This is a genomic window from uncultured Fretibacterium sp., from assembly GCF_938030725.1.
GTDB lineage: Bacteria > Synergistota > Synergistia > Synergistales > Aminobacteriaceae > Fretibacterium.
Window position 1 is genome coordinate 1 of sequence record NZ_CALHIQ010000060.1, and the last position, 7,369, is coordinate 7,369.

Consider the following 7,369-nt stretch of genomic DNA (forward strand, 5'->3'; position numbering starts at 1 on the left):
TGGGGCTGGGGGTGTCGAGCGTCGTGGGCCTCTTTGAGGCGGTCGCCGCGGGGCTGACGATCATCGTCGCCTTCCAGTCGCTCATCCTGGACATGGCGGGCAACGTCGGAACCCAGTCCCTCGCCGTCACCATCCGCGTCCTGATGGACGACCAGTGTACCGGGCGGCAGAAGCTCTACCTCGTCGCGAAGGAGGCGAAGATAGGGCTCTGTAACGGGCTGATCCTGGGGTGCCTCTCGATCCTCTTCATCGGTCTCTACCTCCTCCTCGTCAAGGGAGAGGCGGCGCACTTCGCGTTCTCGATCTCGCTCTGCGCCGGGGCGGCTTTGGCTCTCTCCATGTCCCTGTCCAGCATCTCCGGGATCCCCATCCTCTTCAAAGGGCTTGGCGTGGACCCGGCCGTGGCGTCGGGGCCGCTCATCACGACGGTCAACGACCTGATTGCCGTGGTGGCGTACTACGGGCTGGCCGGGGGACTCCTGCGCGGTTTTTTGGGGGGCTGAGGCCGCTTTTGCCTGACAAAGGGCCCGCAGGCCAAAGAGCGACGTCCGGCTCCCAGAGAGCCGGGCGTCGTTGTCGCTTCAGGCGTAGCGAACGTCCTCGCTCTGAGTGGCGGTGGCCCCCTGGGGAGACGGCTTGCCCCTGGCGGCGAAGAGGACGCTGACGAGGATCAGGGCCGCGCCGGCGTAGCCTCTGGCGTCCAGCGTTTCTTTTAGAAAGAGGAAGGCGAGGAGCGCGGAGAACACGGGCTCCATGGCGAAGAGCAGCCCTGCGTGCTCCGGCGTCGTGTACCTTTGGGCCACGGGCTGAAGGACGAAGCCGAAGGCGCTGCAGAGGAGGGCGAGCCCTAGGACCGCGGCCCACTGGACGGCGTTCGCCGGCCAGGCGGGGTCCTCCAGCAGGAGGGAGGCCGCGAACCCCAACAGGGCCGCGAAGGCGAGCTGCCAGACCCCCAGGAGAAGCCCGTCCTCCTGGCGTGTAAAGACGTCCGTCAGGAGGATTTGACAGGCGTACAGCAGGGCTCCGCCCAGGCAGAGGAGCTCGCCCCATTGCAACGTCATGGCGTCCCGAAGGGTCAGGAGGCCAATGCCGGCCATCACCGCAGCCGTCCCGACCACGGTAGCGGCGTCAGGGACCCTCCGCCGGAAGATCGCCTGGAGGAGGGGGACGAACACGACCGTCGCGCTGGTCAGGAACCCCGCTGCGGAGGCCGAGGTGGTCCTGAGCCCGTACATCAGGAAGGCGAAGAGCCCGAACAGGAACAGCCCCAGGATCGCTCCGTGCCGGAGGGTGCGTGACGTGGTGCGGCGAAGCTGCCGCGAGAAGATCGGCGCCACCGTCAGGAAGGCGATGCCGAAGCGCAGAGCGATCATTGAAAGGGGAGGGATTCCCTCAAGCCCCATCTTCATCAGGAGGTAGGAACTCCCCCACGCCATGGCCACCAGCCCCAGCGCTGCGTCTGCCCTCTGCTGCGTCCAGCGGATTCCCCGCTGTCCTGCCACAAAACTCGTCAGCGTCCTCATGCTCATCGCTCCTTTTGCCCTGAAACGACCAAAAAAGCCCGGACTGCGGGCCCCTTTCCACGTTCTCCTGCACCGGCGGGCTCGGAGGACCCGTGCGCTTATCCTTAAGTTTTATGATAGGGGACGGCTTGTTATTTTGAAATAGAATGTTTATACTGCCTAACAATACATCGTGTAATGGGTGAGGCCATGGAATCGACGTTCAATCGTTACGAGGTGTTTCTGAAGGTGGCGGAGCTCGGCAACATCACGCGGGCTGCGGAGGCGCTGAACTACACCCAGTCCGGGGTGAGCCACTCCATCGCGGCCCTGGAGAGGGAGGCGGGGTTCCCCCTGTTCCTGAGGGGCAGCGGCGGCGTCGCGCTGACGGAGCGGGGGCGGCGGCTCCTCGCTCCCGTTCAGGAGCTGGTGAACCGTCAGCGAAACCTGGCCCAGGCCATTCACGAAATCAACGACGTGGTCTGCGGCACGCTGCGCCTCGGCACCTTTACGAGCGTGTCGGCCCAGTGGCTCCCCTGGATCATCAGGGACTTTCAAAGAAGCTGCCCCGGAGTGGAGTTCGATCTGCGGGCGGGGGACTACGACGAGATTGGCGATTGGATCCGGCGGGAGAAGATCGACTGCGGGTTCCTCTCTGCGCCTGTGCCGGAAGGGCTGTCCTTCCGGCCCCTGAAGGAGGACCCCATGAAGGTGATCCTCCCCCAGGGGCATCCCCTTGCGGAGCGCGAAAGCCTGACCCTCCCGGAGATCGCGCAGGAGCCCTTCATCATCCCGATGAAGGGCTCGGACAACGACATACAGGCGTTGCTGCGCCGGTCGGGGGTTTCCGTGCGCGTCCGCTACGCGCTGAACGACGAGTTTTCCGTCATGTCCATGGTGGAGCACGGGTTCGGCGTCAGCATCATGCCGGAGCTGATCCTGCGAAACTTCCGCTTCAACCTTCTGAGCCGGGACCTCTCTCCCGAAGCGCACCGGACGCTGGGCATTGCGTCGTTGCCTTCGGAGAGGGTATCCGTCGTGGGGCGAACCTTCATCCGATACCTGTCGGGGCCCGCTGTGGACCTGCTGAGGCTGTAGGCGTGGCGAGGGCCGCGCGTCATGCGGCGGGGTTCACGTGGATCATGATGTGCTTGACTCCGGGGAAGCGCTGCTCCACGCGGAGGTGGACGCGTTCCGCCACGGAGTGGGCCTTTCGGAGGGACTCGTCGCCGTCCACCGCGATCTCGAGGTCCACGTAGACCCTGTTGCCGAAGCGTCTGGTGCGGAGCAGGTCGACGCGCACCACGCCTTCCTGTGCGGCGATGAAGTTCTCCAGTTCCCGGTCGTAGCTCCTGCCGCAGGAGGTGTCCAGCAATTGCCCCAAAGCGTCCCGGGTCGTCCTGAGGGCAACGGCTACGATCACGAGGCAGATTGCGACGCCGGCGGCGGGGTCCAGCGCGGGATACCCCATCCTGGCGCCGGCGATGCCGATGAGCGATCCGACGGAGGAGAGTGCGTCCGACCGGTGGTGCCATGCGTCCGCCATGAAGGCCGCCGAGTTGAGGTGCAGGGCGCAGCGCCGCGTGTACCAGTACATCGCTTCCTTAACGGCGATGGAGACGACCGCCGCCGCGAGGGCGATGAGGCCGGGGCTGCCGCGCCTCGCGTCGTTTCCTGACAGGAGGGCCTCAAGGCCCACCTTCCCGATCAGCCCTCCCGTCGCCAGCAAAATCAAGCCCAGGAGGAGGGCTGCGACGCTCTCAAATCGTTCGTGCCCGTAGGGGTGGTCGTCGTCCGCCGCCCGCTTTGAGAGGAGCACTCCGACGAGGGCGATGAGCGTGGCGAGGACGTCGGAGAGGGAGTGAGCCGCGTCCGAGACCATGGCGCTCGATCGCCCTGCGACGCCCGCAAACAGCTTGAACGCCGAGAGCGCCGCGTTACCGACGATCCCCGTCAGGGAGAGACGTCGGACGACGTCCCTCTCGTCATGGGGGCCTGCCCCCTTCCCTTTCGTCCCCGTTTCTCCGCTGACTGTCATATCAGAGCCTCCGTTCCGCCGCCCGTGCGGCTGTGTGATCTCTCCTCTATGGCACTCCGTTCGGGGTATCGGGATAGAAAGAGGCGCACCCGCGGAACGTTCGACACTGTCCCGCAGATGCGCCGGTTTTAACCGTGCTCTGCTGCCGCTCACTTCGCGGCCCGGCCCCATGCCCCCATCCAAACGGGGGCATCGCCTGCTCAGTTTGTACTGTCGACCTCGCATCCTACCCCATTCAAAGAGAAAAGGGCGAGGATGTAATGCAGTGCAAAGAGATTACTGACATTATATGGGTCCGCTTGCGATCCGTCAACGGCTGCTTGAAGCCCAACCCCACAGGAGGCAAAGTTCTTAGAACGCACGCTGGGTCAGGCTTACACGTTTTCTGCTGCACCTGACGGGCAGGATTGAAAGACCTGCCGATGATGCGCTTCATCCTCAATGAATCTGTCGCAACCTGCGGATCGGGTGGGAAATACCAGCCTTGACAGTCTCGAGGGGCATTTATAGAATGACAACGATTTAGACTTTACCAATAACGCTTCATTGAAGAAGGGGAATTGTCATTCGTTGCCATGATGCTGCGAAGCGGTGCGGCGGGTGCATGTGCCTCATTGTGCGGTGCATGGAAGACCGTGCTCCCTCTCTTCGGGGTGGCGTTTCTCCTTAATGGGAGAGGCCACATTGTTGCCGGGAACCTATGTGTAGGATCGCGAAGGCAAGCGGTTTGGCGTTCAAAGACGAAAAGGGAGGTTTTTTGAAGATGAAACGGACAGTACGGTTCTTCCTTTTGGCGGTCCTGTTGTTCTGTCTGCTGTTCCCCGCGGGGACGGCCCTTGCGGTGACGAAGGTGCAGATCGTGGAGTACAAGTGTCGGGTGTGCGACAAGCTGTTTTACAACTTCAAAGGGGAGAAAGTGAGCGATAATGAGCTTGCGAAACAGGATGAACAGCTCGCTAAACTGTCGCAGCTGGCCGAACGTGGGAAGCGGCTCGAGGAGTGCCGGGGAGGCTACAAGTCGCACGTCCTCGATAAAACACGCGAGGGCGAGGCCACGATGGAGTTCATCTCCAAGAACCTGCAGCGGTTCTTCATCGTGAAGGACAGCGGAACTCTGAACGGGTCTTTGATGGAGTGGGAGTGTTTCATCTGCAAAAAACCCTTCTACTCCCTGAACCGAGAAAACCTTAACATCAAGGAATGGGACGAGCAGCAGAATTACCTCTTTAATCTGAAAGGGCGCCCCATATACCGGTGCAAGGACGGCTATTACGGACATGTCTTCATGCTCAAGAAGGAGAGCAGCTGCAAGTCCGAGGAACTTGCTGTCGTCGTGAACGACTTGTACTGGTCCAAGTAGGCTGCCGAATCTTTGAGAGGTGAATGGTATGCGTTCGAAAAAACTTTACGCCGTGCTGATGATGTCGGTTTTGCTCACCGTCGTTGGACGGGAGGGCCAGGCCGCGCTCCCGCAGAACTACCAGGAGTTCAAGGCCCGCTATCAGCAGGAGGGCAGGACGCCGGAGGGTGCAGTGAAACTGTACTTTGAGGCCGTGTTCTGCTACATCGACGAGGCGACGCGGGCCGAGGGCTCGAAGATGCTGCGCTACGCCCTGCACTACGACAGGCCCATCGAACAGTCGTACAACCTGACCACGTTCGTGGAGCGCCTGAGGGACCCCGAGATGCACCACATCTTCCGCGGCTTCGCGGAAGGAACCTCGCCCGAGAACGATTACCGGATGTCGCCGGACAATTTCAATCTCGTCGTAGGCAAGAAGGTGCAGGAACAGGGATACCTTAGAGTCTTCCTGCAAAACTCCGGGGCCGACAGCCCCAGGTCCGTGTGGATGAAGGAGTTCGACGGCCTGTGGTACATGATCAACAACGCCGGCACCTATGTCCAGGTCCGCCCGCCCAAGGCCTTCATCGATCGCACGAAGAACGCGCACGACGCGGACTATGACGCCGCAGAAACGCCCAAGGAACAAAGCGAGGCCAATGCCGGCAACCCGTCGGAGGAGAATGAGCCTTCTCCAACCCCAGATCCCTCGGATAAGGGGGAATCGACTGAGAACGACGAGGGACTCGTCTTCAAGTAGGCAAGGAGAACCCGTGGTCACGGCTGCGGACTTGTCCGAAGCGAAAGGGGAAGTGCCGAGCAGGGGCACAACGGCGGTGCACCAAGTACCGGCAAAAGGGGACGGCCTGAAGGCCGTCCCCTTAGCTGTCGAAAAGGTCCAATCATAGTGGACCCCAAGTAAGATGGCGGTTCAGATTTTTAATGAAGAGCGTTCGGACACAGCGTTACCGGGAAGGTGATATTATCATTGATCAACGACAAAATTTTTCTCAACAAGCTTGACAAATCTTTGTAGCTGAGGTATTTTCTTCGAGTTGATTTTGCGTCTCAGTTTCAGTTGCGCTGAAGGAGGGGGAGAGCGTGAAGGGTCTGGACGAGGGTGCACCCCGCGACCTGCGAAGGAGCACGAGGCAGAAGAACCTGATCCTGCGGTGCCTTAGCGCCGCGAAGGGTGACCACCTGACGGCGGAGGCCCTTGCGGATCGCCTCAAGGCGTCGGGGACTCCGGTCAGCAAGGCGACGGTCTACCGCTTTCTGGCCGAGCTGGAGGAGGCGGGGCGCGTGCGGCGCTACCGCGGCCCCGACGGTGGCCCCGCCCTGATCGAGTACTCGGGCGACCCGACTGAGGGCGAGGAGGACTACCACCTTCTCTGCGAAACGTGTGGGACGATGCTCCACATCAACAGCGAGCCCCTTCGTGAGGCCTTCCATCGCTTTGCCGATGAGAACGACCTCGCGATCGACGAGAGTCGGCTCGTTCTCTACGGGAGGTGCCCCGGCTGCGTCAAGCGGGGGCGTGGTTGAATTGCGTTCCTGACGCAGCGGTTCCCGCAGGGGGCCGTGCGCGGGGCGCCGTTTGTTCCATTTTATTCTTAATTTTTTCTAGGAGGTTGCCGAGTTTGAGGATTTCAAGAACGTTTGTGGCGGGCCTTTGCGCCCTGGTTTTGGCGTTGGCAGCGGGAGGCGCCAGGGCTGAGGAGAAGAAGCTTTTGGTCGTGTGCAGCCTCTTCCCGCAGTACGACTTCGTCCGGCAGGTGGCCGGAGATCGGGCGGAGGTGCAGATGCTCCTGCCCCCAGGGGTGGAGAGCCACACCTTCGAACCCCGGCCGTCCGACGTCAAAACGCTGAACGAGGCGGACGTCTTCGTGTTCACCGGAAAGTACATGGAGCCATGGGCCGATCGCATCGTACAGAGCCTGGACAACGAGAAGCTCGTCGTGGTGGACGCCTCTCAGGGGGTCGCCCTTCAGAAGGAACCGGACCACGAAGACCGCGACGAGAACGGGAATACGCACCACCACCATCACGAGTACGACCCGCACATCTGGTTGGACCTGTCCCTGGCCCAAAAGATGGTGGACAACATCGTGGTGGGCCTGACGGCGGCCGATCCGGAGCACGCGGACCTCTACGCGAAGAACGCCGTGGCCTACAAGGCCCAGCTGGCGGAGCTGGACGCGGAGTTCGCCTCCATCGTGAAGAAGGGCAGGCATCGGACCCTGGTGTTCGGCGGGCGCTTTGCCTACCTCTACTTCCTGAAGCACTACGGCCTGAACTACGTGACGGCCTACGACAGCTGTTCCTCCGAGGGCGAGCCGGGCCTGCAGCGCATCGCCCAGGTGATCCAGTACATGAAGAAGAAGGACGTCCGCTGCCTCTTTCACGAGGAGTTCGTCGTCCCAAAGGTCGCACAGTCCATCGCCGAGCAGACGGGGGCGAAGCTGCTGACGTTCAGCACGGCCCACA

8 protein-coding genes and 1 riboswitch are annotated in these 7,369 nt (G+C 62.0%); of the genes, 6 read left to right on the forward strand and 2 right to left on the reverse strand.

What is annotated here, in order from left to right:
- Positions 1–503: magnesium transporter (locus Q0629_RS03735; protein ID WP_298779106.1), on the forward strand; the 503-nt coding region annotated here is incomplete at its 5' end.
- A 78-nt stretch (positions 504–581) separates the two neighbouring features.
- Here Q0629_RS03735 and Q0629_RS03740 read toward each other — a convergent pair.
- Positions 582–1,523 carry a DMT family transporter gene (locus Q0629_RS03740; protein WP_298779109.1) on the reverse strand — a complete coding sequence of 314 codons (942 nt, stop codon included), beginning with the start codon at positions 1,521–1,523 and terminating at the stop codon, positions 582–584.
- Between the two features lie 177 nt (positions 1,524–1,700).
- Between Q0629_RS03740 and Q0629_RS03745 the strand changes: the two genes are divergently transcribed.
- Positions 1,701–2,600 (forward strand): LysR family transcriptional regulator, encoded by a 900-nt coding sequence (locus Q0629_RS03745; protein ID WP_298779110.1) that lies wholly within the window; start codon positions 1,701–1,703, stop codon positions 2,598–2,600.
- 19 nt (positions 2,601–2,619) lie between these two features.
- On the opposite strand, the gene Q0629_RS03750 is transcribed toward Q0629_RS03745, so the two are convergent.
- Positions 2,620–3,540, reverse strand: a complete 921-nt coding sequence (locus Q0629_RS03750; RefSeq protein WP_298779112.1) for a cation diffusion facilitator family transporter — start codon at positions 3,538–3,540, stop codon at positions 2,620–2,622.
- A 104-nt stretch (positions 3,541–3,644) separates the two neighbouring features.
- Positions 3,645–3,754, reverse strand: a riboswitch (NiCo riboswitch).
- A 549-nt stretch (positions 3,755–4,303) separates the two neighbouring features.
- On the opposite strand from Q0629_RS03750, the gene Q0629_RS03755 reads away from it, so the two are divergent.
- The 4 genes from Q0629_RS03755 to Q0629_RS03770 form a co-directional block, all read left to right on the forward strand.
- The gene (locus tag Q0629_RS03755; RefSeq protein ID WP_298779115.1) at positions 4,304–4,900 is read left to right on the forward strand and encodes a hypothetical protein; all 597 of its coding nucleotides are present in this window, start codon (positions 4,304–4,306) and stop codon (positions 4,898–4,900) included.
- Between the two features lie 28 nt (positions 4,901–4,928).
- On the forward strand, positions 4,929–5,642 hold the full coding sequence (locus tag Q0629_RS03760; RefSeq protein WP_298779117.1) for a hypothetical protein: 714 nt from the start codon (positions 4,929–4,931) through the stop codon (positions 5,640–5,642).
- A gap of 341 nt (positions 5,643–5,983) precedes the next feature.
- Positions 5,984–6,427: a transcriptional repressor gene (locus tag Q0629_RS03765; protein WP_298779119.1), complete on the forward strand. Its 444-nt coding sequence runs from the start codon at positions 5,984–5,986 to the stop codon at positions 6,425–6,427.
- A gap of 95 nt (positions 6,428–6,522) precedes the next feature.
- The coding region (locus tag Q0629_RS03770) for a metal ABC transporter substrate-binding protein (protein WP_298779120.1) at positions 6,523–7,369 on the forward strand (847 nt) is incomplete at its 3' end.